Origin of the sequence: Sphingomonas sp. Ant20 (assembly GCF_000783375.1) — a bacterium.
Taxonomy (GTDB): Bacteria; Pseudomonadota; Alphaproteobacteria; order Sphingomonadales; family Sphingomonadaceae; genus Sphingomonas; species Sphingomonas aerolata.
On record NZ_JRVI01000131.1, the window covers coordinates 1 to 2,068 of the forward strand.

The following is a 2,068-nucleotide window of genomic DNA, read 5'->3' on the forward strand; positions in this document are numbered from 1 at the left end:
GAGCAGGGCGCAGGAGCCGGCGCAGGCGCAGGCGCAGGCGCTGGAGCTGGAGCTGGAGCTGGAGCTGGAGCTGGAGCCGGGGAAGGAGCAGGTGCGGGTGCCGGTGCCGGTGCCGGTGCTGGCGAAGGTGCGGGAGCGGGTGCAGGAGCAGGTGCAGGTGCGGGAGCAGGGGCAGGAGCTGGTGCTGGTGCAGGAGCAGGAGCAGGAGCAGGCGCCGGAGCAGCAGTGATCGTCCCCGTAGTCCGGAAGCCCGCCGTGCAGCACGATCCCGCCAGCGCATATTGGTCCGCATTCGCGCCGGTCAGCGTATAGCCGCTATAGCTGACGCCGATGCCCGCCCCGGCGTCCGCGCTGTCGAACGTCGCCGTCGCGTCCGTCCCCGCGACCAGGGTGACGCCACTCGGCAGCCCCGACGTGTCTGATGCGTTGAACCCACTCAGCACCGCCGCATTGGTGCCGTCCGCGACCTTCTGCGCGGACGGGAAGACCAGCATCCGCTGCGAAATCGCCGCACCCTCGGTCAGCACGAACTCGTTCGAGAAGTCGGTCGGCGTCGTATACGAAACCGGGTTGTAGGTGATCGACACCGGCGCCGCGGTCACCGTCGTCGGCGGCGACAGCGCGGAGAACACGATCGTGCCGCCGTTGACGCCCGGCCCGGTGCCGTCCGCGCCTGCGATCAGCGTCAGCCCGACCGGCAGGCCCAGGCTCTGCGCCGGGATCGTCGTGCCGCGCGTCAGCGTGACGGCAGCGTCGATCATCACGTCATGCCCCGCGCACAGCGCGATATTGCCGTCGGTCGTCGTGATCGCATGATAGACGTTCACGTTGCGCCCGGCGTTGAGCAGGATGCTGCCATTGACCGTCGTCAGGTCGGCGTTGACGTTCACGTCGCGGCCGCAGCAGGCGACGATGTTGCCGTTGGTCGCGCTGATCGGCGCGTTGATCACGACGTCGCGAAACGCGTTCAACGTCAGTGTCGTCGGCACGCCCGACGCGGTCCACGCGACCGCGTCGTTGACGAAGATGTCGCCATTGCCCGTCGTCGTGTCGCCCGCCGCGGGCAGCGTGCTGATCGTGATGCTGGTCGTCACGAGCTGCGCCGACAGCGTCGAGCCCGAGATGTTGCCGCCTGCACCAATCACATAATCCTGCGGATCGATCAGCCAGGTGCCGGTCGTGCCCGACCGCGCCAGCGTCGAGACCCTGGCCCCATCGGCGATGTTGACGGTCGCCGCCGACGTCTCGACGAAGCCGCCATTGCCGCCGACCGGTGCGCTCGCGTCGAGTGTCCCGCTGAGATTGGTGGTGCCGGTCTGCATGTCGCCGAGCAGCAGGATCGTGCCGCTGCGGTTCTGCAGCGTCCGCGCCTCGATGATGCCGCTATTGTTGACCGCGGTATGGAGCAGGTCGCCCGCACCCTGCGCGGTCATCACGACCTTGCCGCCATCCGCGCGGATCAGCCCGCCATTGCGCACCAGCGCGCCCACCGCGCCCTTGTCGACCGCGACGTTGAGCAGCCCGTCGCCCGCGACGTCGAGCGTGATCGCCTCGCCCGCCGCCAGCACGACCGTGCCGAAATTGGCGCGGATCACGCCGCTGTTGCCGACCTGCGCGCCGAGCAGCGCGACATAGCCGCCCTTGGCGGTGATCGTGCCGTCATTCTGGACACCCGCGGTGCTGGTCCCGGCAAAGCGCGACTGGCCGGCCATGAAATCCGCATCGCTGATGTTCAGCGTCGATGCGACCAGCCCGCCGACGTTCACGCTGGCGGTCTTGCCGAACACGATGCCGTTGCCGTTGACCAGGAAGACCTTGCCGTTGGACGACAGGTTGCCGAGGATTGACGACGGATCCGACCCGACCACGCGGTTGAGCGCGACCGAGCTTGTGCCCGGCTGGTCGAAGGTCACGCTGGCGCCCTTGCCGATCGAGAAGGACTGCCAGTTCAGCACCGCGCGGTCGCTGGTCTGGGTGACCGTCATCGACGGCCCGCGCGTCGCGATGCTCGCCTGGCCCGCGGCCACCTCGCCCCCGGTCGGCAGCGTCTGCGCCGTGGCGGGCGCGC

The 2,068-nt window shown here is 69.3% G+C and carries 1 protein-coding gene; it reads right to left on the minus strand.

Features of this window, described 5'->3' with window-relative positions; all coding sequences use genetic code 11:
• Nucleotides 1–2,027 (minus strand): filamentous hemagglutinin N-terminal domain-containing protein (locus tag NI18_RS14930; protein ID WP_306286440.1); only part of this gene is annotated, 2,027 nt, incomplete at its 3' end.
• Between the last annotated feature and the right edge of the window lie 41 nt (nucleotides 2,028–2,068).